Raw genomic sequence first — 24,147 nt, 5'->3', positions numbered from 1 at the left:
GGGAGGGGGCGGGGGCCGGGGCTGCGGTGGGGTGGTGCGGTTGTCGAGTGTTGGGAAAAGGCGGGCCAGAGCTCGCCGACACGCCTACGCTCGCGTCGAAGGAGGGTGCCATGGCCGCTCACGCGAAACCGATCGGGATGTGGTGGTTGATCACGCTGACGGCCGTGACCGCGGCGGTGATCGGAGTCGTCGTCGCCCAGGCCGACTCCGGTGAGGCCTCGCCGCCGGTGCCGGCCACGTCGACCTCCAGCACGCCGCCCGCGGGCGCGCCGAGCACGCTGACCACCTCACCGTAGGCCGGTCGGTCCGGCCGGGCCGGCCGTGCGAGCTCCTGGCGGCCTGGTTGCCAGTGGGTTGCCCAACGCCCAAGGGGTTCCCAGGCTTTGGGCAATCGCAGGCCATGGCGCGGTAAGGCTTGGGCGAGGTAGTTGATTCTTTGGCCAACGGTTCTACCCGCATAGAACCTCGCGGTGCTGTCATGCCCACGACTGCCCGGACAACCCGGGCCGATCGTGGGAGACCCCCATGCGTGCCACGCGCCGCCTCACCGCCACGACCACGTCCCTCAGTCTCGGCGTCGCCGGACTGATCCTCAGCACCGGCTCGGCCGCCCACGCCGCCAGTTGCTCGCAGGACTATCTGCCGCTGCCGGACCCGACCTGCCAGCCCGGCGCCTACAACCCCGACGTCACCCAGGCCACCATCGACTCCACGATCTGCGTGTCCGGCTGGACCGCCACCGTACGGCCGTCGACCTCGTACACCAACGCGCTCAAGGTCAAGCAGATAGCCGAGTACGGCTACGACGACACCAGTACGTCCGACTACGAGGAGGACCACCTCGTGCCGCTCGAACTCGGCGGCGCGCCCAAGAGTGAGCAGAACCTCTGGCCCGAGCCCCGCTACGGCGACGAGACGGCCGCAAGCAAGGACTCCGTGGAGAACAAGCTGAAGAAGGCCGTGTGCAACGGCACGGTGGATCTCGACGACGCGCGTGCGGCCATCGCGAGCGACTGGACCACCGCGTTGTCCTCGCTCGGCCTCAGCTGACCTCGGTCTCAGCTGACCTCGGCGCGCAGACCGTCGCGCAGGCCGTCACGCAGGCGACGCAGGTCGTCGGCGTGACGGCCGAGGCCGTTCAGACGCAGCCGCGCGGCCTCGGTACGGGGGTCGGGGTGGACCGTGAAGGCCAGGTTCAGGGACTCGCGCAGCATCCACAGGTCGTAGGCCAGCAGACATGCGGCCCGGTCCTGGGCCAGGGCGAGGTCCGGGTCGGTCAGGCGGAGATCCTGCAGGCGGGTGCGCAGACGGTGCAGGGCGATGCTCTGGCGGCCGCAGGCGCGAGCCGTGAGGCAGGAGACGGGACCCGGTTCGCCGCAGGCGGCCACCGCCGCGTCGGCCGGCGACTGCGCGGCCACCGCCTCGTCCAGAACGGCGACCAGGGCCCGGAGCTGGGCCGGGCGAGGCGGCCGGGGTGGGATGGGACGGCGGGGGAGCCGCAGGAGGCGCGGGAGCCGCAGGGACAGACGGGGTGTGCACATGGCGCCCTCCGGGCGGGCCTCCAGTGTGCGCCTTCGGGGGCGGGGTCGGGGATGGCGCGGTGGGGGCCTTTCGAGGTGGCCGTTGCGCGGAGGTCGTGTGGGGGTGGTCGTCCTGCGTTCCGTTCCGTTCGGTTTCGTTTGGTCTGCTTGATTTCGCCCGTTCCCTTGCGTTTCGTTGCCGTGCGGGATGGGGTTTCGCAGGGCCAGGGCGGACTGCGCGGTGACGGTGAGGGCCGGGGTGTCTCGGGGTCGCCCTCCTCCCCGGGGCGTAGCGGGTCATGCCCCGTCTCCTGCCGGGGAGTTAGGACAGGTGACTTCGTGGGCACGATGTGCCGGGAAGGCGCGGGGACCAGGCTGGTTCACGTCAGCCGGAGGGACTTCCCAGGCCCGAGGAGGCGTCATGAACCGCCAGATCCGCGTCCGCGTCAACCGCCGCCCCAGCACGCCCCGCGACACGACCATCGACCGCAGGACACCCTCGGGCCGGATCCTGCCGTACTGACGGCCGTCATGAACCGCCGTGCAGACGGCGGGAGATCGCCGTACGAAGGGCTCGGCGCACCTCCTCCGGGGGCGGCGGGCCCTTGGACTCCGCCACGGCCACGACCGCGGCGGCGACCGCGCGCAGCCTGGTGTTGGAGTGCTGGGAGGCATCCCGCAGGATGTCCCAGGCCTGTTCCGAGGTGCAGCCGTGCGTGGCCATCAGCACGCCGCGCGCCTGGTCGATGACCGGGCGGGAGACGATCGCCCGCCGCAACTGCTCGATCTCCACCCGCAGTTCGTCCAGCTGCTCCGCGCGCTCCCGGGCGACCGCGGAGGTGGTGCGCGGCCCCGCCGTCCGGTCGGACGCGTGCCGCAGTGGGTCCTCGGTGTCCAGCCCGACCAGCTCCAGGATCCGGCGCGGCTGCCCGTTCCAGCGTGTGGCCCGCACCGGGACGCGGTGCCGCCGACCGTAGGCGTCGAGCAGGTCGAGGAACTGCAGCCCCGCCGTGTCCATGAAGACGACGTCCGTCATGTCCAGATCGACCCCGCTGACCCCGTCCGGGAGTTCCTCCAGCTTCCTGGCCAGGGTGTCCGCACAGCCCCTGACGAGCTCGCCGCGCGGAGTGAGCACGGCGTGCCCCTCCACCACACGGCCGTCGATGACCAGGGTGTTCAACCACCCTCCGAGAGGTGTGTGTGCCGCAGAGGTCATGTCCGCCTCGCTGCTCCCGACAGTCGTCTCGACGTTGAGTCACTGATCGCCACCGGGTGTGGCCGCGAGGCCGTACCGGAACTCCGCGGGGACCCGGCGGTGCTGACAGACGCCTGCCCGAAGCGCGCCTGTGTATACCCCGCGACGGGGAACGAGCGGAGGAGTGGGAGGGGGAATGACCGGCTCGTGTCGCGGGTACCCGCCAATCGTCCAGAAGATGGAGGGTAGGGTACGGAAACCCGTGGTGGGAGAGGAGACCGCGTGGGTGTCCGGAACCAGGCTCCCCGTCCGGCCGAGGGGTCACCGCCGCTACTGACGGTGTCCTCGCTGCCGGGGAGTCATGGGCTGCGCGTGGCGGGCGAGGTGGGCCTGGTGACGCGCGTCGACTGGGAACGGGCCCTGGAGCGGGCCGTGCGCGAGGGTGGGCGGGTGTACCGGCTGGAGCTGTCGGCCGTGACCTTCGTCGACGTGGCGGGAGCGGGCGCGCTGGCGGCCGCCGCCCAGACCCTCGAGGAGGGCAGAAGAATCGTGCTGCAGCAACCGCCACCGACCCTGCGCCGCCTGCTGGACATGTTCTGGCCCGGGCTGCCGGCGATCGAGGTGAGCACGCCATGACCGTCATGACCGAGCCCGACGGCCCCTTCGTGCACCCCGCGCTCTTCTACGCCGACGAGCGGGAGTACCTGGAGGGCACCGTCCCCTTCGTGCGGGCGGCCCTCAAGGCCGGTGAACCGGTCGCCGTCGCCGTGCCGACGGACAACCTCCGGCTGATCCGCGACGGCCTGGGGGCCGACGCCGACTCCGTACGGTTCCTCGACATGCGGGAGGCCGGCCGCAACCCCGGCCGGATCATCCCCGGCGTACTGCGGGCCTTCACCGACGCCCAGTCCTCGGGTACCCGCGTCCACATCATCGGCGAGCCGATCTGGGCCGGCCGCAGCGCCACCGAGTACCCCGCCTGCGTCCAGCACGAGGCGCTGATCAACGTCGCCTTCCAAGGGCGTACGGCGACCATCCTGTGCCCGTACGACACCCGACGGCTGGCCCCCGAGGTCATCGCCGACGCCTACGCCACCCACCCCACCCTCGTGCGCGGCGGTTCCGGCGCGGCGGAGGACAGCAGCGCGTACGCCCCCGGCGAGATCGTCGCCCGCTACAACGAACCCCTGCCGCCGGTCCCGGACGCCCCGGTGTTCGCCTTCCGGGCCGCCTCCCTCAGCGACGTGCGCCACGTGGCCGTGGCCGAGGCCGCCCGGCTGGGCCTGACGTCCGCCCGGCTCGAGGACCTGGCCCTGGTCACCGCCGAACTGGCCACCAACAGCGTGGTGCACGGCGGCGGTTCGGGCTCGCTGCGGGTGTGGGCGGAGGGTGACTCGGTGGTGTGCGAGGTACGGGACGCGGGCCGCATCACCGATCCCCTGGCCGGCCGCCGCCCTGCCTCGCGCGACCAACGCGGCGGCCGCGGCCTGCTGTTGGTCAACCTGGTCGCCGACCTGGTCCGCCTGCACAGCGACGACGAGGGGACGACGGTGCGCTGCTGGTTCGGGCGCTGACGGCTGCCGCGAACCTCCACCGCGCGGGACTGGCTTCCGTACGCATTCACTTTTTACGCTGGAAGCCGGGGGCGCGCGGAGACTCGGGGGCGCGCAGTGGACTCAGGGGGCTTCATGGGAGCTGCGACATCTCCCGGACCGAGCACGACACTGAGCGCTCAGGATCTGCCACCGCTGTTCCGGGTGAGTGATCAGTGGGCGCTGCGTCATCAGAGCGAGTCCTTCCGGGCCGTCCGCACTCATCTCATCGTGCTTCTGCTGGCGACCACGGCCGCCGCGCTGACCGAGCGGGCCTCCGGGCATGTGTGGACGGTGTGCGCCGCCGCGCTGTACGCGGCGACGATCGCCCTCGGGCTGCGCACCTCGCGCCGCCGCTCCCGGGCCCGCTGGCAGGCACACCGGGCGGCGGCCGAAGTGCTGAAGTCGCTGGCCTGGCAGTACATGGTGCACGGCGGCCCGTTCCACTCCCGGGTCGCCGACCCGGACGCCGTGTTCGCGGCGCGGCTGGAGGAGCGGCTGCGGGAGCTGCGCAGTTGCGGCTGGGAGGACTCCCGGGGCGGGCCGTGGGAGCGGGGCGAGGGGCAGATCACTCCCCAGATGCGGGCCGTACGGGCCAAGTCGTTCGCCGCGCGCCGGGACATCTATCTGCGCGACCGGCTCCTGGAGCAGACCGTCTGGTACAAGAACCGGGCCTCGCGAGCGCACCGCGCCGCCGCCCGCTGGTCGGCCGTCACCGCGGTCCTGACCCTGCTGGCGCTGACGGCGGCCATGCTGCGGGCCTTCGGGGTGATCGGGGGCGCGGATCTCGCGGGACTGCTGAGCGCGGCCGCGGCGGCGGGTGTCGCCTGGCAGGAGGTGCGGCGGCACGGACCACTGACCCACGCCCACTCCCTCATCGAACAGGACCTGGAGACGGCCCGGATCGCGATGTCCACCACGGTGACGGAGGCGGGTTGGGCCGACGCGGTGGGGGAGGCGGAGCGTCTGATGTCACCGGCGCACACGGAGTGGCTGGTGCGGTTCGGCAGTTGAGGGCAGTTGAGGGCAGTTGGTGGCAGGGGACGGCGGGTGCGCGTCAGTCCCGGTGCACGCCGTCCAGCCACAGCACCGTCACCGGCACCCCGGTGCGCCGCGCGTACGCCACGATGTCGCCCGTGCCGCCCGGGCCGCGGGCCGGGCGGCCGTCCCAGACGGCGATCAGGCGGTCGGAGTGGTCCACGATCCAGCGGCCCGCCGCGAAGTACGCCTCCTCGTGCGTCGGTTGGAGGGGGAGGTCGACGCGGGTCGCGCAGGAGCCCAGGAGTCTGCGGTAGGTGCTGCGGGTCTCGGCGTCGCCCAGATGGGCCTCGTAGTCCATGCCCGGTATCACGGCCGTCACCGGGACGCCGTGGGCCAGCGCGATGTCCGCGAACAGCTGGTCGGCGCCGGCCGCCAGACTGCTGATGGCCTCCAACTCGACGCCCTCGGCACTGAATTCGCGCCGCAGGGCGGACCGGACATAGGGCAGGACGGACGGCGGGATCGAGCGGTGTCCGGTCACGCCGATGCGGGTGACGCTGAGGCGGGGGGCCGTGGCCGCCGCGTCGAGGAACTGGGTGGTATGGATTGTCACGGAGCGTCCCCTCCCGTCACCATCGGTGAATACACCCTAACCCAGGGCGACATGGCGCGCACGGGGCGCACCGGCTCACATCCGGTGACCGCCGGGGCCGGGTGGCCCATGGTGGACCCGGGTCCTCGAGGCTCAGGTGGCCAGCGGGTCGAGAACCAGCGGCTCGATCTTGCCCTCCAGCATGTACCCCAGGCCCTGTACGGCGCACACGTCCGGCCGTTCGGCGATGTGCACCGGCATGCCGGTGGCCGCGCGGAGCATCTGGTCGAAGCCGGGGAGCAGGGCGGAACCGCCGACCATCATGATTCCGCGGTCGGCCAGGTCGGCGACCAGATCGGGCGGGCAGTCGCGCAGGACGCGTCCGATGCCGTCGAGCACGGCGGTCAGGGGCGTCTCGATGGCGTCCCGTACGGCGGCGGTGTCGACCCGCACGGAACGGGCGAGGCCGGTGGCGACGTCCCGTCCGTGGATCTCGGTGGAGGCGGGCCCCTGGAGGGTGAGGCCGTTGCCGGAGAGGGCGAGCTGCAGGGGCCGTACCGACTGGCTGGGCAGGATCAACTCGTGCTCGTGGCGCAGATGTTGGACGATGGCGTGGTCCACGGCCTCACCGCCAACGGGGATGCGCTCGGCGGTCACGATGGACCCGAGTGACAGCACGGCCACCTGGGTGGCCGCGGCCCCGCACACCATGATCATGGTGGCTTCCGGGCGCTCCACGGGCAGCCCGCACCCCACGGCGGCGGCGATGAGGGTGTCCACCAGTTCCACGCGCCGGGCGCCCAGCCCCACGAGCGTCTCGATGGCGGCCCGCTGGGCGAGCGGATCAGCGTCGTGCGGGGTGCACGCCGCCGCGCGCAGGAAGGGCTTGCGGCGCAAGGTGCGGCGGACCTTGTCGCCGAGCAGGTGCCGGAGCATGCGCTGCGCCATCTCGATGTCGACGACGGTTCCGCCGGAGACGGGGCGGACGACGCGGATGTAGTGCGGGGTACGGCCCGTCATCCTCTCCGCGAACTCGCCGACGGCGATCAGGGCGCCGGTCCTGGTGTTCACGGCGGCGGCGGAGGACTGGTCGACGACGAGTCCGGCGCCCTTCACATAGACGCGGGTCCGGGCCGCCCCCAGGTCGACGGCGAAATGGCAGCGGCGCAGCTGCTCCAGACTGGCGGTCATGGCGGGTCCTCCCGAGAGCACAGACCGTGGGGACCGCCGGGTGGGCGGACCTCTTTCCTCGGCCCGCCGAGCGGAGGGCCTCACTGGAATCGTGCGGGGGTGGGAGTGGCGGCGCTGCTTGGAGGGGGCCGGGTGGGGTGCGGCTGAATGGGGGTTTTGCGGCATATCGCTATATATGTAGTGAGAATAAAGAATGCTGCTTCTCTGGTCCCACCAGTACTTTTGGACGGACTGCGCGGGCGGCCGGAGAACTTCGCCGGGGGCACTTCAGGCATGTCGGAGGGGTGGGCGATCCGGGCCGGGCGGAGCCCCTTGTTCGCGGCCGGCGCGGACCTGGTCGTCGGACACGACCGCGGAGTCCTCGGCCTGCGGCTCCAGGGAGAGGGGTAGAGCGAGGCCGGGAGTCGCCGTTCACACCTGACGCCCATGGGGTGGCGGCCCCGAGATGCCGCGGATGACGCCCAGGTCCATCAAGTCCTGGGGGCGGATGCGGAGTTGGTCGGCGGTCGGTTCGGCCTGTTGCGGTGGGCGTTTCAGGATCGCGGCCGCGAGCTCCGGTGCGATGACGGAGAAGTAGGCGTCCGGGGTGGCGTACGTGTTGCCGGGTGCCGCCAGGGCCAGCGCGCCGCCGGAGCCGCCCTCGCCGATGACCAGGGTCGTGATCGGGGTGCGGGCGGCGGCCACCGCGCCGAACAGTTCCGCGATCGCCGCCCCGGCGCCCAGCCGCTCGGCCTCCGCGTCATTCGCGGCACCAGGGGTGTCCACCAGGGTCAGGACGGGGATCCCGAGCCGGTCCGCGAGACGGATCAGCCGGGCGGCGGTGCGGTAGCCGGCGGGCCGGGTCGCGGTGCCGGCCTGCGCGGCGAAGGCGACGGTACGACCGTCCCGCTCACCGAACCCGCAGAGCATCCCCGGATCGGTGCCACCGCACCGGTCACCGCTGAGAGCGAGGCGATGGGTGAAGTAGGCGTCCAAGTAGGTTTCGGCGCGCGGGCGTTGAGGCGAACGAGCCCGTTGTACGGCCTCCCAGCCGGTGCGCGGAAGGCCGGTGGCACCGAGGGCGTGGGGCACGGGGGCGGACACGGGTCCGGGCGCCGCGGGTTCGGGCTCGGTGCCGGGCCGGATCGTGGGTGTGGCACCGGCGGGTTCGGTGCCGGCCGCTGATGCGGTGTCCGTGGTGGCGGTGGCCGGGGGCTCCGTCGCGGCCGGTCTCGTCGCCGACGGTCCGGGGGTGGCGGCAGCCGTGTCCGCCTGGGGCTGTACGGACAGTTCCCCGCCGTCCGGCGTCGCCCGGCATCTCGTTCCGTCCGTCAGCAGTCGCAGCCAAAGCCCCAGCGTCTGCCGTAGTTCCGCCAGCGGTACGACCGCGTCCGCCGCGCCGTTCGCCACCTGGGCCTCCGCCGTGTACGCCGTCGGATCCGCGTCGGGCGGACGGACCCGGGAGCCGGCGAAGCCGACCTGGGCCTGGGGGAGCGCGAGGACGATGTCCGCGCCGGCACCCAGGGTGGCCCAGCCGCCGCCCGTCGTCGGGTCGCGCAGGACGGCGATCTGGGGCAGTCCGGCCTCTCGCGTGAGCGCGGACTGGCGGGCCACGCGCTGGAGTTGGGTCAGGGCGAGCATGCCCTCCTGCATGCGGCTGCCGCCCGTGGCGACCAGGGGGACCACCGGCAGACCCTGTTCGCGGGCGTGGCCGTACGCCGCCTCCAGCCGGTCGCCGGTGCGTTCGCCGAGCGAGCCGCCGAGGAAGCCGAACTCGAAGGCGATCAGCACGGCCCGGGTGCCCAGGACGCTCGCGGTGCCGCAGACCACGGACTCCGACTCGCCGGTGCGTTCGGCGGCGCGGGCGCGTGAGGCGTCGTAACCCTGCCAGGTGAGGGGGCCGTCGGGGGCGGACTCCCGGATGGGCGAAGGGAGTTCGGTGAAGGTGGCGGGGTCCGTGAGCAGTGCGAGGAACTCTCGGGCCGAGAGGCGTTCGGTGTCAGTCACGGGTCAGGGCCCGCTTCATGATCTTGCCCATGTCGTTGCGGGGAAGGGAGGAGAGGAAGTGCACGACCCGGGGGCGCTTGTGGGGGGCGAGGCGGCGCGCGACATGGTCCGCCAACGCGCTGTCGGACGGGGGTGACTGGGGGTCCTCCGGTACCACCCAGGCCACGATCCGCTCACCCAGGTCCGCGTCCGGCTCCCCGGTCACCGCCGCCTCCCGGACCCCCGGATGCTCCAGCAGCGCGTTCTCGATCTCCCCGGCCCCGATCTTGTAACCCCCGCTCTTGATCAGGTCGGTGGCCTTGCGGCCGACGATCCGGACGTAGCCGTCGGGGTCACGCACCGCCATGTCGCCGGTGCGGAACCAGCCGTCGGCGGTGAAGGCCCCGGCGGTGGCGTCGGGCCGGTTGAGGTAGCCGGTGAAGAGGTTCGGGCCGTGCACCTGGATCTCGCCCACGGTCTCGCCGTCGTACGCCGTGATCGGCGTCCCGTCCTCCTCCACGAGCCGCAGGTCCACGCCCGGCAGCGGCAGGCCGACGGTGCCGGGGCGCGGCTCGCCGTCCGCCCGGACGCTGGTGTTCATCAGCGTCTCCGTCATGCCGTAGCGCTCCACGACCCGCTGTCCGGTCGCTGCCGTGATGCGCTCGTGGTCGTGCACGGGGAGGGCCGCGGAACCGGAGACGAGCAGCCGGGCCCGGCCCAGCGCCCGGCTCAGCTCCGGTTGCTCCGGCAGGGCCTGGGCGATGCGGTGGTACATCGTCGGTACGCCGAACAGCATGGTGGCGCCGTTGTCGAGCTCGTGCGCCACACCCTCGGTGGTGAATCGGCCCAGGTGCCGGACCGAGCCACCGCGCCGCAGCGGGCCGAGGATGCCCAGCACCAGGCCGTGCACATGGAACAGCGGCAGCCCGTGCACGAGGACGTCGTCGCCGGTCCACTGCCAGGCCTCGGCGAGCGCGTCCAGGGTGTGCGCGATCGCCCGACGGGGGATGACGGCACCCTTGGGCGGGCCGGTGGTGCCGGAGGTGTAGACGACGAGGGCGGGGTCCTCGTCGGCGACGGCGGGGGAGGGGAGCCTGCTCCCGGCGCCGGTGACCTCGACATCCAGCCGCGGCAAGTCCCGTACCGGCGGGGGGAGTTCGTCGCCGGGCGCGGCCAGGACCAGGACCGGTGCGCTGTCGGACAGGATGTGCCCGAGCTCCTTCTCGCCCGACTTCGGGTTGAGCGGCACCGCGGCCACCCCTGCGCGCAGCGCGGCGACCACGGCGACGGCGGTCTCCAGCGCGGGCGTGGCCCACACCGCGACCCTGCTGCCGGCGGGCAGCCGTGCCGCCAGGGCACCGGTCGCGCCCGCCAGCTCGGCATAGGTCATCGACCGGTCGCCGAACCGCAGGGCGACCCGCCCGTGCGGGCTCTCCAGGGCCGGGAAGAGAGAGGACACGCGATCTCCTGTCCGTGTACACGCGAGCGTTGAGTCCCGTCAGAACGGGACCCTACCCACGAGTGACGGACCGGGTGCGGGCGCCTAGGCCGGCACCACGTCCGCCACCACACAGCTGACGTTGTCCGGGCCGCCCGCCGCGTTGGCCTCCGTGACCAGGCCGTGGACCGCCTCGGCGGGCGTCCGCGCGCCTGCGAGGAGGGTGCGCACGCGGGCGTCGGGGACGACCGTGGGGAGGCCGTCGGAGCACAGCAGGTAGCGGTCGCCCGGCCTCGCCTCGTGCAGCCCCAGGTCCGGGGTGCCGGTGGTGAGGGCCTTGAGGAGCAGGGCGCGCTGCGGATGGGCCGTCGCCTCCTCCGGGGTGAGACGGCCCTCGTCGATCAGCGACTGGACCATCGTGTGGTCGTGCGTGATCCGGAACAGTCCGCCCTCGCGCAGCAGATAGGCGCGGCAGTCGCCGATGTGGACCAGGGCGAGCCGCGAGCCCGTCCAGAGGAGGGCGGTCAGGGTCGTGCCGTTCTCGACGGCGCCGTCGGACACGTCACGGACCGCCTCGGTCGCGCCCCGTACCGCCCCCTCCAGCACGTTCAGGACGTCCCCCGCCGGCAGCTCGTCCGTGTCCAGGAAGCGCAGGGCCTCCACGGCCGCGCTGCTCGCGGGTGCCCCGGCCGGCCCGTAACCGTCGGCCACCGCGAGCAGCCGCGCCCCCGCGTACACCGTGTCCTGGTTGGCGGGGCGCACCCGGCCGGGGTGGGAGTGGGCGAAGTAGCGCAGTTCAAGCATGTCGGTGTCCTTTCCCGGCTCCCGCAGGAGCTCCTCGACGAGGAACGCGGCGAGGTCCCGCCGTACCGCCGTCTCCGCCTCCACCCGCGACCAGTACGCGCGGATCTCCCGGGCCGCCTCCGCCGGCCGCAGCGCGCACACCTCGCGGATACCGGCCAGCGGCATCCCCAGCCGTCGCAGCCAGGCCACCAGCCGGGCCTGTTCCAGCTGGTCGGCCGCGTAGTAGCGGTAACCGGTGTCCGGGTCGACGCGGGCCGGACGCAGCAGGTCCAGCTCGTCGTACAGGCGCAGCGCCTTCGGGGACAGCCGGGAGGCCCTGGCGAAGGCGCCGATCGTCAGCATGTCCATGGCACTTCCTTCCCCGCCCCATCCGTTCCTCGGCCCTTTCGTTCCTCGCCCGATGCTGGGGCTTCCCCGAGGGGGAAGGTCAAACCGGTTGCCGTGGTCGTGGCCGTCCTGGTTAGCCTGCGATGGTCCGCCCCGCACCCGAACGGAGTCCCCGTGCCCCGCATCGCCCTCGCCACCTACGATTCCCGGCCCCAGCCCAACCGCGACCGCGACCTGCCCGTGCTGCTGGCCGCGCTGCGCGAGGCGGGGGCCGAGGCGGACGCCGTGTGCTGGGACGACACCGAGGCCGACTGGGCCGCGTACGACCTGGTCGTCATCCGCTCGACCTGGGACTACAGCTGGCGCGCGGCCGAGTTCGTGGCCTGGGCGCACAAGTGCGGCACGGCCACCCGGCTCGCCAACCCGGCGGAGGTGGTGCGCTGGAACACCGACAAGCGGTACGTCGGCGACCTCGCCGCGGCCGGCGTGCCCGTCGTCCCCACCCGCTACCTCGCCCCCGGCGACGGCCCGGACCTCCCCGAGGACCACGAGTACGTCGTCAAGCCCACCTCCGGCGCGGGGGCCCGCTATGCGGCGCGTTACGCGCCCGGGCAGCGAGAGGAGGCCGTACGGCATCTCCAGCGCATGCACGAGGAGGGGTTCACGGCGATGGTGCAGCCGTACATGCGGGCCATCGACACCGGAGGCGAGCGCGCGCTGCAGTTCTTCGGCGGCCGTCTGCTGCACGCCAGCCGCAAGCGGGCCGTCCTCGAACCCGGTGCCGCCTACGACGCCGACAAGGTGCCCCACCCGGACCTGGAGCCCTGGACGCCGACCCCGGCCGAACTCGCCGTCGCCGAACACGCTCTGGCCGCCGTACCGGACGCGCCGGAGCTGCTGTACGCGCGCGTGGACCTCGTGGACGGGGACGACGGACAGCCGCGGGTGATGGAGCTGGAGCTGGTGGAGCCGAACCTGTTCCTGTTCCTGCATCCGGGGTCGGTGGAGAAGGTCGTGGCGGCGGTACTGGAGGCGGCCGGCAGGTGAGCGGCGGCTCAGCCGTTCACGGCCACCCGCTGCAGCAGGCCCCACGTGAACTCCGCGACCACCTCCCGCCGTGTCCCCTCCTCGTCCGGGGCCGTGAACGCCAGGCCCCAGCGGGTGGGGGCCGTGCCCTCCAGGGGGCGGGCGGGGGCGAAGGCGCGGGCGGTCTCGTCGACCGTGCAGGACCAGGGGGTCAGGTCGGCGATCGTCCTGAGCAGCGGTCCGCGGGCGTGCGGCGCGCGGACCAGCCACTCGTTCCAGACCGCGCCGTTGGGGGCGAGCAGGACCTCGAAACGCAGGTCGGGCCAGAGAGGGACCGGCCACAGCAGGGCCTCGCAGTCCAGGTCGCCGATCCGGCGCTGCACCACCGACTCGGGTGCGCCCAGGACGGAGCGGTAGCGGGAGGCCGCCGCACGGGACCGGGGGGAGTGCAGCATCGCCTGCCAGCGCTTGTTGGCCTCCCGCATGTCCGCGATGGAGACGCCCAGCGTGTGCCGGGCGTCCTCCACCAGGTCCGGGTTGTGGTCGGCCATGCGGCGCAGCAGGACCAGCTGGAAGTCGAGGGGCGTGAAGGGACTAGCGGGGCGCTTCGCGGACGGCATGTCCTCCATGGTCGCTCAGGCCACTGACACCGGGGCGGCGGCCGTCCGGGAGGAACAGGACCGAGTTGACGTAGCGCGGGTGGCTGCGGAAGGGCAGGACGCGGCCCAGCAGGCCCTGGGCGACGACGTGCTGGACGGACGCCTGGTGGGCCTCCAGGGGGAAGCGGGCCAGGGGGACCCAGCTGGTGCCGGGCAGCACCCAGCCGTCGTAGCCGAGCAGGGACAGGTACGTCACCACCGGGGCGATCGGCTGGATGCGGTACTCCAACTCCACGAACAGCGCCGGACGGTCGCGGGACAGCACACCGGTCGCCCCGCGCAGGACGGCCAGTTCGTTGCCGTCCACGTCGATCTTGATAAAACCGACGTCCCGCAGGCCGAGTTCGTCGAGGGTGACGCACGGGACGTCCAGGGCGCGGGCGTGGATGTCCCGGCGGACCAGGGAGGACACACCCCGGTCGCCCGCGTCGTCCGGCGGCAGCCACAGCCGGGCGATGCCGGGACGGTCGGAGGCGGCGGCCTGGACGACCCGGACGTTCGGCGGGGCGGCGGAGGTCAGCAGCCGGGCCAGGTGCGGGACCGGCTCGACGGTCACCACCCGGCGGGCCCGTCTCGCCAGACGGCGGGTCCAGGGGCCGTACCAGCCGCCGACGTCCACGGCCGTCCGGCAGTCGGCCGGACACAGCTCGCCGAGACGGGCCAGCTCGGGCTCGAAGCGCGGGTAGACGGCCCGGGCGGCGGCGGCGACCAGCCGGACGGGGAGGAGGGGGGCCAGCCGGGCGGCCACCGTGGGGTTCCGGGTCACTGGGCCATCCCGGGGGTCTGGGGCCCGCGGCGGACGCCGTCGATGTCTCTGCCCTCCGAAAGACGCAGCAACAGAGCTTCGTGCTCGTCGTCCGACACCTGCTCACCCGAGGAGGGCAGCAGCTGCGGGATGCCGTCGACGACGGGGTAACGGCGGTGCAGGCGCGGGTTGTAGAGGGCTTCCTCGGCCGCCGGCCCGTCCGGTACGAGCAGGTGCAGCGGGCCCTTGTCCAGTGGGCAGGCCAGGATCCGCAGCAGCGGGTCGTCGGGGTTCATGGTGTCAACTCCTTGGCACCGATGGGGGGTTGTTGTGGTGCGGTGTCGTGCTTGGGCATGGCCAGCAGGACGGAGACGGCGAGCGCGGTACCCGCGAGGCGCAGGGCGAGGCGCAGCGGGTCGTGGGGGAGCGCCTCGCCGAACGACAACGTGCCGATCACGGCGGTGTAGAGACAGGTCACCGTCGTGCACACCGGCACGATCAGCGAGGCCCGGCACCGCTGCAGCGCGGCCTGCGACATGACGAGGCCGAACGCGCCGGTGAACATGAGGATGTACGGGTACGGAGAGCGCAGTACGTCAACGACAGCGCCCCCCAGCCCACTTGTGGTCAGGTAGCTCGACACGCCCTTGATCGCCAGCGAGCTGACGCCGTACAGCAGGCCCACCGCCACGCCGTACTCCACGCCGGTCGTCGGCGCGCGGTGCCGGTGCCGGGAGCGGCGCTCCGCGGCGCCGTACAGCCACACGCCACCCGCCAGCGACGGCACGCACACCAACAGGATCAGCTGGTACGGGGCGCTGCGGCTGACCGTGTCCGAGCCCTCCTTGAGCGAGAGCACGACCATCAGCAGGGCCGCGAGGATCGCGCCGAGGGCGTACCGTTCCCGGCCCGTGGTCTCCTCGCCCAGCAGCCGGGCGGAGAGCAGCACCAGGAGCACCAGGCCGGAGACGAAGATGCCCTGGGCTGCGGCGATCGGGAGCGTCCGGTAGACGACGAGCTGTGCGCCGAAGCCGGAGGCGAGGGCCAGGGAACCGCCGATCCACAGCGGACTGCCCAGCACCAGCCGCAGCAGCCGGGCGGGCTGTCGGATCGACACCTCGGGCAGCGAGCTCAGGGCCCGCTTCTCCAGGACGAAACCGAGGCTGTACAGGGTGTTCGCCATCAGGGCCGCGATCACTCCCCACCACATGGCGCGCCCCCTAGGTCTTCCGCGCGTGCAGAAGAAGGATCGAGGCGAGCGACGGTCTCGAGCAGGCCAGCCGGTCGAGGGCGCGCAGTGGACGCGGTACGCCGTGGAAGGGGGCCCCTTCCAGTCGTACGACCTCGAAACCGGAAGCGGTGACGAACTCCCGCAGCGCGCGGGCGGTGTACAGCCGCAGATGACCCACGACCTCCCTCCCGGGCCGCCCGTGGATCCCTCTCAGGCTCACCTCGGAGAACACCGGCTGCACGCCCGCCGCCAGCAGGGCGCGGTTGTACCAGGCCGCCAAGTTGGGCGTGGAGAGCATGAGATGGCCCCCGGGGCGCAGGACGCGGCGGATCTCGTCGAGGGCCGCATCGGGGTCGACGAGGTGCTCGATCACCTCGCTGAACAGCACGGCGTCCGCGGAGCCGGTCCGGAACGGCAGTCCGCCGCCGGTGAGTTCGCCGCGAACGGTGTACGACAGGTGGGCGCGGGCCCGTCGGAGGGCGTCCTGGGACCAGTCGACGCCGACGATGCGGTGGCCGGGGAGCAGAGGGGCCGCGGTGGCGGCCGCCGTGCCGTCGCCGCAGCCGATGTCGAGGACGGTGCGCGGGGTGCCCCCGCCCGTCGCCGGGCCGAGGGCGCCGGCGAGCATGCGGGCCTGGCGGAGGCTGCGGGGGGTGCCGGAGGCTACGGGGACGGACGGGTCCTCGTAGAAGTCGCGGAGGTCCTTGGGGCGGGGGGCGGTGGTCGTCATGGGGTGACCTCCGTCGAGTGCAGGTAGTGCTCGAACAGGTCCCTGAGGTGGGCGCCGTCGCCGTGGCTGAGCAGGGCGCGCGACCAGCGCAGGGCCAGGTGCAGCCGGCCCGCGGTGGAGGCGGTGGTGACGGTGAGGCCCCGGGGCATCCGGGCGGGGGCCGAGAACCAGACGGCGTGCGCGCGGCCGGCCTCCTCGCCGAAGTCCAGGGGGTAGGGGATGCGGCCGATGTTGCTGAGCAGGGTGGTCGAGGTCCAGGGGGCGGCGGCCCGGCGCAGCCCGCGGGTGAGGGCCGCGCGCCAGGCCACCGGGGTGACCGGGGCGGTCAGCAGGGCTGCCCCGTGGCCGAGTTGCGGGCGGGGGAGGGATTTGAGGGCGCGGGTGCGGGTCGCTGTGCGCTGCAGGAGGCCGGGCATGTCGGAGGCGCTGTGCGCGCCCAACTCATGTGTCGAGAACGGCACTTCGACCAGCCGGGTGCCGTTGCCGATGGGCATGGTGGCGTCCCTGGGGCGGTCGTCCACGGGCATGGTGATGCGGAGGGGGCGGGGCTCGACGCCGTGTTCCCTGTTCCAGTGGGCGATGGTGAGGGCGGTGGTGACCATCAGCTGGTCGTTCACCGTGTAGGGGGAGCCCTTGGGGCGGTGGGGGAGGGGGAGGTCGGTGACGAGCATGCCGTTGCCGGGGGACGGCTCGGGGGTGCCGGGGGCCACGCGGGCGGGCGGGGACCAGTTGGAGGGGGTCTCGGCGGTGGGCGGCGGGGATTCGGGGGCACGGACGGGGGGTGCGGCGGGGGAGTTGTCCTGGCCGCCGTAGAGCTCGGCGGCGGTGGCGAGGACGCGGAGGCAGGCGGGGCCGTCCAGGGCGGTGTGGTTGATGGTGAGGAAGAGGACGGTGCCCTTGCCCGCGGCCGCTTCGGGCCGACGGTGCGCGGTCGCGGGGGGTTCGCCGACCGCGTCCGTGGCCTCGCTGCCCTCCACCGGTCCCGGGCCCTCCACCACCTCCAGGCGGATCGGTGGGGACAGGGTCAGGGGCGGCGCCGTCGTCAGGGCGCGGGTGCGGGCGTCCCGCAGCGCGCCGCGTCCGCCCGGCGGGAAGGTGACCACCTCCACGTCCGGTTCCGGCGTCAGCTCCCACTCGTAGCGGCGCCGGTACCAGTGACCCGGCGCCTCGCGCATCAGGATGCGCGGGTGGCGGCGCAGGGCCTCGGCGAAGGACGCCCGCAGACGGTCGCGGTCGAGCCGGCCCGGGAGATGGACCTCGATGTGGACGGTCTCCGGTTCCTCCTCCTGGAGGCAGTGCCGGGCGACCTCGTCCACGACCGGGAACGGTATGCGGACCGGCGGCCGCACCGGTCCGTCGGCGCGTGCGGGATGCTCCAGCGCGGTCATGACGATGCCCTCCCCCTGCCGTCCTCCGGCTCCTGCGGCCCCGACTTGCGCACCGTGAACCGCGTGGCCGGCGGATCGGGCTCGACACCTCCGGGACCGCGGGCGGAGACGGTGTGGCCGGAGGCGGGTTCGGCGGCTCCGGGACCGCGGGCGGGGACGGCGTGGCCGGAGGCGGGCGGTGGGGGCAGTCCGGGGCCGGGGTGCGGGTCGGCGCCGAATGACTCGGCCCCTTCCGCGCTGACCGGCCTCGGCTCGCCGGCGAGGTCGGGACGCTGGGCGGAGCTGGAGGATTCGGCCCCTTCCGCGTCAACCGGCCTCGGCTCACCGGCGCTCTCCCGTCCGCCCTGCGTGCCGCGTTCGGGAGTGCCCGGCGACTCATGGACGGTCCGCGTCCGCGTCGCGCCGTCGTCGGCCGGATGCGCACCTCCGCTTCGGGCCCACGGTTCGCCACGTACCCCGGCTTCCGCTCGCGCCGCGCCCTCGTCGCCCGCCGGATGCGCGCCGCCGCCTCCGGTCCATGGTTCGCCACCCGGTCCGGGCTGCGGTATCCGCTCGCCCGGAGCCCGTAGCTCGCTCTCCCGGTGCGGCTCCGCGTCCGGGGCGCGTTCTCCGAGTTCCCGGTGCCGTCTTCTCGGGAGAGTCTGGGTCGGTGCCTCCGAGCCCGGTGCCGTCCCGGCGGTGAGACCGGCCGCGCTGCCCGCTGTCGCCGGGGGCAGGATCGCGGTGGAGCCCGGGCCCTCGTCCGGCTCGCGTACGGCGACCACGCCGGCGAACAGGCCGATGAGGGCCAGGAGTTGGGCCGGATGACCGAACGCCCCGTGGCCCGCGCCCGGGGGCTCGCCGGCGCCCGTCGCCGCCGCGATGCCGGCGCCCGCGAGGGCGACGAAGGCGATCGGCACGAGCAGGGTGTGCCGGCGGTGCGCGAGCAGTGCCAGGGCCGGGACGAGCAGGGCGAACCAGCCGGCGATCAGCACGGCCACCACCGTCAGGGCCACCGTGCCGAGCCACAGACCCGGCAGGGGGGCGACCCGCTGCGGCTGGTCGGGGTTGGGTTCGCGGCGGCGCCGGACGACCAGGCCGATCAGCACCGCCAGCCCCACCGCACCGCCGATCAGCCCGGCCTTGTACGTCGTCGCGGGCTCGTACGACAGCTTGACCGTGCCACCCGACCCGGCCGGGACCCGCCAGCCCTGCTGCCAGCCGTCGAGGCGGACCGGCGTGAGTTCCTTGCCGTTCAGCGTGGCCTTCCAGCCGTCGTTGTAGTTCTCGTACGTCGTCAGGTACGTCGCCGCGCCCGAGCCGACGGTCACCTCGCGGCGGTCGCCCAGCCAGTCCCGTACGGTCAGTTGGCGGGACGCGGCCGTGGTCTGCGTCGCGACCGTGCCCCGGGTCAGGGTGACGTCCGTGAGCGCGAGCGGCCCCGCGTCCCCCGCCTCCAGCCGGTGGGTGCCGGACGTCAGCTCCAAGTCGGCGTCTTCCCGGCCTTGCTGACAGAGCGTCACATCAGCCCGTCGGCGCTGCGTCAGATTCCGTACGGTCCCCTTCACGGCGGTCTGGTACAGCTTCCCGTCCACCGCCACGTCCGGCCCCTGCCCGCACGGCAGGGAGAAGGTGCGGCTCGCGCTCGGCTGCGGGGTGCGGTACTGGTCCAGCGCCGGGACGTACGCCTCGGAGAAGCCCACGGGGAGCTGCAGGTTCTCGTCGGCGACCGGGTTGTGCAGGGTCAGCGGCGCCGTCCGGGTGACCGTGATGTCCAGCCGGTCGGTGGTGATCGGGTCGAAGCGGACCACGCCGTTCTCGTCGACGCCGGCGATCGTCGCGCCGTCCGGGGAGCTGATGTCGACCTGGGTGGCCCGGGTCGACAGCCCGCCGGCGGGCGCCAGCACGACCTCCCCGATGGGCTGTTTGCCGCTCCAGCTGAGGTGGATGGTGGGCCGGTCGCCCGCGATCCAGGCGGTGGTCAGGTCCCCGTCGGTGAGGTTGCGCGCGGTCAGCCCCGCGCCGAGGGCCGCCGTGGAGTCGGCGGTCGCGACGATGCGGTTCTGCTGGGCGGGGGCGACCCGGTAGAGCAGCGTGTCCAGCTCCTCACCGGTCACCGGCACCGCGCCGGCCTTCATCGTGTACGTCCCCGCCGTGGGCGTGGTGAAGGAGCGGTGCAGCCCGTTCTCCGTGCCGGTCGCGGAGAGGCCGGTGGGGTCGGCGGTGCGGTGCAGGGAGATCTCCGTGGCCGAGGCGTCGGCGTCGTCGGCGTCCGTCGGCAGCCGCAGCACTCGCGTCACCTGGACGTGCGGCAGGGCGATCTCGGAGAAGCCGGCCCCGGTGAGGCCGGTGTGGCGCGCCACCGAGTCGACGATCGTGAGCTTCATCCAACTGGTCCCGCCCGCAGGCGCCTTGATGGTCTGCGGCTGGCCGTTCGGCTGCAGGAAGCTGGTCCTCGATCCCTTCTCCGTCTCCACCTTCACCTTCGTCGCCGCCGACCGCACGCTCTCCTGAGGCAGCGGGGTGACCTTGAACGACGACGGCATGTCGTACGTGCCGCTGAAGCCGATCCGCAGCCACTGCCCGTCCGCCGTGTCCGGCGCGCCCTCCGTCCACGCGGTGTCCGGGTTGCCGTCGAAGGCGTTCACGGGGTCGTACTGGGGCAGGTGGAACAGCCAGTTGCCGCTGGAGGACGCCGTCACCGTGCGGGCGCCGCGCAGCCGGGCCACCGTCTGGTGGCCGAGGCCCGTGGTGGGGAGGATCTGGTGCGGCTTCCTGCCGGCGTCCTGCGTGGCGTCCGGTGAGTTCCGCTCGGAACTCGTGTACGTGTAGGACGTGTTGGCGCTGACGAGCCCGAACCGGGTGTCCTGGCGGCGCAGTCCGTCGCCGACGATCTGCAGGGACGGGGTGCCGAGGCCGGGGGTGTTGTCGCCGGTCAGTACGGTCGCCCGGTCGCGCAGTTGGGAGGCGAGCGGCAGCAGCGCCTCGGGGCCGCCGGAGACGACGGCCGTGTCGGTCACGGACAGCAGATGTGCCTGGCCGGGGCGCGGGACGTTCTTGTCGATGGGTTCGTAGATCTCCACCGCGCGCTGACGCGGGTAGAGCCCCTCCACCTGAATCGGGGCGTCATGGGCGATCACGCCGCCCGTCATCACCGGCCCGAAGCCCGTCACCCGGACATACCCGGACTGCTCCAGCGTCCGTTTGACGGTCGTGGTCGGCACCGCACCGATCTGGTTCGGGTCGAGGTCGTTGCGCACGACGACGTAGTAGATGCCGGCCCGGCTGAGATAGTCGGCCAGCCCCGGGACATCGCTTCCGGAGGCCAGCGCGTCCTCGGCCGCGTCCATCGCGCGCCGGTTGCCGGGGGTGCCGAAGGGGACGTAATCCCGTTGCGCCCAGCGGGACTTGGCGAGGACGTCGAAGGGCTGGTCGATGGGGGAGCCCCAGCTGTAGATGCCGTGCGCGGTGGCCGGGACCACCAGGGCACGCGAGTCGGGGGAGTACTTCTCCAGCCAACTCGCCGTGGCCTTCCAGTACGTGGGCAACTCCTGGAAGGAACCCGGGTTGAGGATCGACCCGTTCAGATACGGCCACAGCAGACCCGGGAGGATCAGCACCGCCGCGATCAGTGGCGCGAACCGGCGGCCCCGCACGGGCCGGGCACCGCGCGGCTCGGCGGCCACGCCCACCAGATGGGCGAGGCCCAGCACCAGCGCCAGGGCGAGGCCCGTCTGGAACTTGTAGATGTTGCGGAAGGGGACCAGCCAGCCGTTCAGCCAGTCCTGCACCACCCCGTGGAAGGGCGCGCCGAACGCGCCGCCGTACCCGGCGAGCAGCACCAGCACGGTCGACACCACGGTCAGCACCAGCCAGCGCCGCTCCGGCATGTCCCGTCTGGCCAGCCCCGCGAGGCCGAGTCCGGCCGCCAGCGCCGAGCAGACGATGACGATCACGGACGCGGCGACCGTCCAGCCGGCCGGCAGCCACGCCTGCCCGAAGTGCAGATAGGCGACCCAGTTGCCGGCCCCGCGCAGTGCCTCCGTCGCCGACATGGTGGCCGTCGTCGTCTGCGAAGTCTCCACGTACGGAAGGAAGTTCTCGCCGTAGACGCCGAGCATCAGCAGCGGGATCCACCACCATGCCGTCGCCACGACCACACCCGGCACCCACCACGCGATCAGCTTGCGCTGCCGTGGACCGGGCGGGCGGGAGAGCAGATACAGCCCCACCGGCAACAGCGAGGCCAGCGTGGAGGCGCCGTTGACGCCGCCCATGAACGGCACGACGAGCGCCGAGCGCAGGGCGGCGATCCGCGCGCTGTAGCGCTCGTCGGTCAGCGGCAGCAGCACCCACGGCAGAAAGGCACCGGGCAGCGCGGCGGCCGACGTGGAGCCGACGACGATCGTGAACATCGGCCACAGCGCGTACGCGACCCCCGCGAGCAGCCGTGATCCGCCGCTGCCGATCCGCAGCCGCTCGGCCAGCCGCAGGGCGCCCCAGAAGGCCACCGACACGATCAGCGACAGCCACAGCCGCTCGGCCAGCCACACCGGCAGATGGAGCACGTGCGCCAGCCAGTAGAACGGCAGCATCGGCCAGAGATAGCCGGCGTACTGGTCCTGGATCCCGCCGAAGGACCCCTGGTCGTGCCACAACTGCCCCAGGTCGGAGAGGAACGCTCCCGGGTCGACCGTCACACCCAGCTTGGTGTCGAAGGTCTGCCGCCCCGGGTGCACCACCAGGAACAGCACGAACACCACGGCCCAGAACCCCGCCAGCCAGCGCCGCGACCGCGGTCCCTCGGGCGGACCCGCGGTGGCCGCGGTGGTGGGGACGGCTGCCGGAGGAGGAGCCTGGACCGTGGTCGTCGTCATGGTGGACACCGCCGGAGGATGAGAAGGAGGTTCCAGGTGGCCAGCTCCCTGATGCCGGGTGCCTTCACGACGGTCTCGGCGAGGAACGGCCAGTAGCGGGAGCGCGCCGAGACGACCGTGACGTCGTCGCGGGCGCGCACCTGCCGCAGGGTGGTGCCGATGTGGACGGCGAACAGGTTCTCGCCGAGGGTGTGCTTGGCGGGCCTGCCGGTACGGCGCCGGTAGCGGGCGCGGGCCCGCTCGGCGCCGAAGTAGTGCCAGGGCGCCCACTCGTGGCCGCCCCAGGGCGACAGCCAGTTGGTGAACGACACGTAGATCAGGCCGCCGGGCCGGGTCACGCGTGCGAGTTCGCTGAGGAAGGTCTGCGGGTCGGCGACATGCTCCAGCACGTTCGAGGAGAAGGTGACGTCCGCGACGCCGTCGGCCAGCGGCAGCAGATAGCCGTCCGCGATCACGGCGCCGTCGGGGGGCTTCTCACCGAGCTCCCGTAGATCCGGTTCGAAGAGGTACGCGTGCGCGCCCCGCCGCCGGAACTCCTCGGTGAACCAACCGCCACCACCACCGACGTCCACGACAGTACGCCCGGCGACGGGCCCGTCGTAGGCCTCGACCTGGTCGGCGGCGTCCCGGGCGAGCAGCCCGTAACAGCCCTCGGGGTCGTCCTGTTCGTGGCGGAAGGCACGGAAGAGAGCGACCGAGCGGCGTATCGAGGGGTCCTTGAGGCCGGTCACGGGGACCAGCTCCTCACCGCCTCTGCGGCCACCGCGCGGAACTGTCTGACGGTGCGGTGCCAGCGGAAACGCGCCGCGCGGTCACGTGCCGCCTTGCCCATCGCCTCGCGGCGACGGCCCGACAGGGCGAGCGTGCACCAGGCCGCGGCGAACGAGGACTCGCCCTGCGCGAGGACACCGGTCTCCCCGTCCACGACGGAGTCCCGCAGCCCCGGCACGTCGAAGGCGACCGTCGGCGTCTCCCGCGCCGCCGCCTCCGTGACGACCAGCCCCCAGCCCTCCACGGCCGAGGGATGCAGCAGCAGCCAGGCGGCGCACAGCAGCCGGTGCTTCTCGGCATCGGGGACATGGCCGACGAACTCCACGCCGGGACCGGCGAGTTGCTGAAGCCGCTCCCGTTCGGGTCCGTCGCCGACGATGACCAGCCGGCCACCGGTGACGGGCCGCACCCGCTCCCAGAGTCTGAGCAGCAGATCGATCCGCTTGTACTCGACCAGCCGCCCCACCGCCACGAACAGCGGCTCCGGCGAACGGTCGGCGCGGGGGCCCGGCTCCTCCACGCCGTTGTGGACGACACGGATGCGGTCCCGTTCGACGCCGATCGCCCGTAGCGCGTGCGCGGTGGACGGAGAGACCGCGACCAGCAGACTCCGGTGCTGGGCACCGGTCAGCGCCCACTGCTCAAGTCTTCGGCCGAGCCGGGCGGCCGGCGTGAGGGGCCCGCCGAACCGCATCTTCCACAGATCGGTGTGCACATGGTTGACCAGGCACACCGTGGGCCCGTGGTGCCAGTAGGGCGCCAGGTAGGGCATGCCGTTGCAGACCTCGACCAGCAGATCGGTCTCCCCGACCTGCCGGGCGAAGGCGCCGCGGGCGCGCAGATAGTGGGCGAACTCGCCGCCGGCGGAGACGACCCGGTAGTCGCGGTAGGTCGCGGGTCCGCCGCAGATCAGGGTCACCTGGTGGCCGAGGGCGGTGAGCCCCTCGGCGAGCCGGTCGACCAGCAGCTCGGAGCCGCCGGCCGCCGGGTTGTCCAGGTCCCGGTGGGCGAGGAAAACGATTCGGCGCGGTTGTGGGGGGAGCGCCGAGAGGTGCTGCGGCGCCCAGGGATGTGCGGCGCGCAGCTGGGAGGGCACGTGCTGGGGCATGGGTGCTCCAACTCGTCTCTGGGTGCGG

At 73.2% G+C, this 24,147-nt stretch carries 22 protein-coding genes; 5 read left to right on the top strand and 17 right to left on the bottom strand.

The window, feature by feature from the left end:
- Positions 1 to 118: 118 nt before the first annotated feature.
- Positions 119 to 277: a hypothetical protein gene (locus ABZ453_RS13230; protein WP_359014569.1), complete on the bottom strand. Its 159-nt coding sequence runs from the start codon at positions 275 to 277 to the stop codon at positions 119 to 121.
- 248 nt (positions 278 to 525) lie between these two features.
- Between ABZ453_RS13230 and ABZ453_RS13225 the strand changes: the two genes are divergently transcribed.
- Positions 526 to 1,050, top strand: coding sequence for a hypothetical protein (locus ABZ453_RS13225; RefSeq protein ID WP_359014567.1), 525 nt, complete (start codon positions 526 to 528; stop codon positions 1,048 to 1,050).
- Positions 1,051 to 1,058: 8 nt separating this feature from the next.
- Here ABZ453_RS13225 and ABZ453_RS13220 read toward each other — a convergent pair whose 3' ends face one another.
- Together ABZ453_RS13220 and ABZ453_RS13215 are read right to left on the bottom strand one after the other, a co-directional pair.
- Positions 1,059 to 1,541: a hypothetical protein gene (locus ABZ453_RS13220; protein WP_359014565.1), complete on the bottom strand. Its 483-nt coding sequence runs from the start codon at positions 1,539 to 1,541 to the stop codon at positions 1,059 to 1,061.
- Positions 1,542 to 2,049: 508 nt separating this feature from the next.
- Positions 2,050 to 2,736, bottom strand: coding sequence for an ANTAR domain-containing protein (locus ABZ453_RS13215; protein ID WP_359014563.1), 687 nt, complete (start codon positions 2,734 to 2,736; stop codon positions 2,050 to 2,052).
- Between the two features lie 261 nt (positions 2,737 to 2,997).
- Here ABZ453_RS13215 and ABZ453_RS13210 point away from each other — a divergent pair, with 261 nt between their 5' ends.
- The 3 genes from ABZ453_RS13210 to ABZ453_RS13200 all read left to right on the top strand — a co-directional run bounded on the left by ABZ453_RS13210 (position 2,998) and on the right by ABZ453_RS13200 (position 5,321).
- Positions 2,998 to 3,351: an STAS domain-containing protein gene (locus ABZ453_RS13210; RefSeq protein WP_359014561.1), complete on the top strand. Its 354-nt coding sequence runs from the start codon at positions 2,998 to 3,000 to the stop codon at positions 3,349 to 3,351.
- A complete protein-coding gene (locus tag ABZ453_RS13205) occupies positions 3,348 to 4,289 on the top strand; it encodes a sensor histidine kinase (RefSeq protein WP_359014559.1) in 942 nt (313 codons plus the stop codon). The genes ABZ453_RS13210 and ABZ453_RS13205 overlap by 4 nt, the downstream gene beginning before the upstream one ends.
- A gap of 114 nt (positions 4,290 to 4,403) precedes the next feature.
- Positions 4,404 to 5,321, top strand: coding sequence for a DUF4231 domain-containing protein (locus ABZ453_RS13200; protein WP_359014557.1), 918 nt, complete (start codon positions 4,404 to 4,406; stop codon positions 5,319 to 5,321).
- A 43-nt stretch (positions 5,322 to 5,364) separates the two neighbouring features.
- Here ABZ453_RS13200 and ABZ453_RS13195 read toward each other — a convergent pair whose 3' ends face one another.
- The 5 genes from ABZ453_RS13195 to ABZ453_RS13175 all read right to left on the bottom strand — a co-directional run bounded on the left by ABZ453_RS13195 (position 5,365) and on the right by ABZ453_RS13175 (position 11,626).
- Positions 5,365 to 5,901, bottom strand: coding sequence for a hypothetical protein (locus ABZ453_RS13195; protein ID WP_359014555.1), 537 nt, complete (start codon positions 5,899 to 5,901; stop codon positions 5,365 to 5,367).
- Positions 5,902 to 6,033: 132 nt separating this feature from the next.
- Positions 6,034 to 7,071 carry a rod shape-determining protein gene (locus ABZ453_RS13190; protein WP_359014553.1) on the bottom strand — a complete coding sequence of 346 codons (1,038 nt, stop codon included), beginning with the start codon at positions 7,069 to 7,071 and terminating at the stop codon, positions 6,034 to 6,036.
- A gap of 411 nt (positions 7,072 to 7,482) precedes the next feature.
- On the bottom strand, positions 7,483 to 9,057 hold the full coding sequence (locus ABZ453_RS13185) for a carboxyl transferase domain-containing protein (protein WP_359014551.1): 1,575 nt from the start codon (positions 9,055 to 9,057) through the stop codon (positions 7,483 to 7,485).
- Positions 9,050 to 10,495: an acyl-CoA synthetase gene (locus tag ABZ453_RS13180; RefSeq protein WP_359014549.1), complete on the bottom strand. Its 1,446-nt coding sequence runs from the start codon at positions 10,493 to 10,495 to the stop codon at positions 9,050 to 9,052. Before ABZ453_RS13180 ends, ABZ453_RS13185 begins: the two co-directional genes overlap by 8 nt.
- 84 nt (positions 10,496 to 10,579) lie before the next feature.
- Entirely contained in the window at positions 10,580 to 11,626 is a 1,047-nt protein-coding gene (locus ABZ453_RS13175) for a MerR family transcriptional regulator (RefSeq protein ID WP_359014547.1), read from the bottom strand.
- A 153-nt stretch (positions 11,627 to 11,779) separates the two neighbouring features.
- Between ABZ453_RS13175 and ABZ453_RS13170 the strand changes: the two genes are divergently transcribed.
- A complete protein-coding gene (locus ABZ453_RS13170; RefSeq protein WP_359014545.1) occupies positions 11,780 to 12,652 on the top strand; it encodes a hypothetical protein in 873 nt (290 codons plus the stop codon).
- A gap of 8 nt (positions 12,653 to 12,660) precedes the next feature.
- On the opposite strand, the gene ABZ453_RS13165 is transcribed toward ABZ453_RS13170, so the two are convergent.
- The 9 genes from ABZ453_RS13165 to ABZ453_RS13125 are packed head-to-tail and all read right to left on the bottom strand — an operon-like array spanning position 12,661 to position 24,119.
- Positions 12,661 to 13,251, bottom strand: coding sequence for a hypothetical protein (locus tag ABZ453_RS13165; RefSeq protein ID WP_359014543.1), 591 nt, complete (start codon positions 13,249 to 13,251; stop codon positions 12,661 to 12,663).
- Positions 13,226 to 14,056 (bottom strand): FkbM family methyltransferase, encoded by an 831-nt coding sequence (locus ABZ453_RS13160; RefSeq protein ID WP_359014541.1) that lies wholly within the window; start codon positions 14,054 to 14,056, stop codon positions 13,226 to 13,228. Before ABZ453_RS13160 ends, ABZ453_RS13165 begins: the two co-directional genes overlap by 26 nt.
- Entirely contained in the window at positions 14,053 to 14,331 is a 279-nt protein-coding gene (locus ABZ453_RS13155) for a Trm112 family protein (protein ID WP_359014539.1), read from the bottom strand. The genes ABZ453_RS13160 and ABZ453_RS13155 overlap by 4 nt, the downstream gene beginning before the upstream one ends.
- Positions 14,328 to 15,233: a hypothetical protein gene (locus tag ABZ453_RS13150; protein WP_359014768.1), complete on the bottom strand. Its 906-nt coding sequence runs from the start codon at positions 15,231 to 15,233 to the stop codon at positions 14,328 to 14,330. Before ABZ453_RS13150 ends, ABZ453_RS13155 begins: the two co-directional genes overlap by 4 nt.
- A 22-nt stretch (positions 15,234 to 15,255) precedes the next feature.
- Entirely contained in the window at positions 15,256 to 15,996 is a 741-nt protein-coding gene (locus tag ABZ453_RS13145; protein ID WP_240869628.1) for a class I SAM-dependent methyltransferase, read from the bottom strand.
- Entirely contained in the window at positions 15,993 to 17,384 is a 1,392-nt protein-coding gene (locus tag ABZ453_RS13140) for a condensation protein (protein ID WP_359014537.1), read from the bottom strand. The genes ABZ453_RS13145 and ABZ453_RS13140 overlap by 4 nt, the downstream gene beginning before the upstream one ends.
- On the bottom strand, positions 17,381 to 22,240 hold the full coding sequence (locus ABZ453_RS13135; RefSeq protein ID WP_359014535.1) for an alpha-(1->3)-arabinofuranosyltransferase family protein: 4,860 nt from the start codon (positions 22,238 to 22,240) through the stop codon (positions 17,381 to 17,383). Before ABZ453_RS13135 ends, ABZ453_RS13140 begins: the two co-directional genes overlap by 4 nt.
- On the bottom strand, positions 22,237 to 22,971 hold the full coding sequence (locus tag ABZ453_RS13130; protein ID WP_359014533.1) for a class I SAM-dependent methyltransferase: 735 nt from the start codon (positions 22,969 to 22,971) through the stop codon (positions 22,237 to 22,239). The genes ABZ453_RS13135 and ABZ453_RS13130 overlap by 4 nt, the downstream gene beginning before the upstream one ends.
- Positions 22,968 to 24,119, bottom strand: a complete 1,152-nt coding sequence (locus tag ABZ453_RS13125; protein WP_359014531.1) for a glycosyltransferase family 4 protein — start codon at positions 24,117 to 24,119, stop codon at positions 22,968 to 22,970. The genes ABZ453_RS13130 and ABZ453_RS13125 overlap by 4 nt, the downstream gene beginning before the upstream one ends.
- Positions 24,120 to 24,147 lie beyond the last annotated feature (28 nt).

This window comes from Streptomyces sp. NPDC005799, from assembly GCF_040630525.1.
GTDB classification, from domain to species: domain Bacteria; phylum Actinomycetota; class Actinomycetes; order Streptomycetales; family Streptomycetaceae; genus Streptomyces; species Streptomyces griseorubiginosus_B.
This window is presented reverse-complemented; position numbering and strand designations above follow the sequence as displayed.